Consider the following 223-nt stretch of genomic DNA (forward strand, 5'->3'; position numbering starts at 1 on the left):
CGGCCGCCACACGCCGTTCTTCACCAACTACCGTCCGCAGTTCTACTTCCGCACGACCGACGTGACGGGCGTGGTGCAGCTGCCGGAAGGCGTCGAGATGGTGATGCCGGGTGACAACGTCGCCATGGACGTCGAGCTGATCGCGCCGATCGCCATGGACCAGGGCCTGCGCTTCGCGATCCGCGAAGGTGGCCGCACGGTCGGCGCCGGCGTCGTCGCCTCG

At 69.1% G+C, this 223-nt stretch carries 1 pseudogene; it reads left to right on the plus strand.

Going from position 1 to position 223, the window contains the following annotated elements:
• Window positions 1–223, plus strand: a pseudogene (gene tuf / locus WFI16_RS26930) (elongation factor Tu); the annotation flags it as partial.

Origin of the sequence: Roseomonas sp. USHLN139 (assembly GCF_037145735.1) — a bacterium.
GTDB lineage: Bacteria > Pseudomonadota > Alphaproteobacteria > Acetobacterales > Acetobacteraceae > Pseudoroseomonas.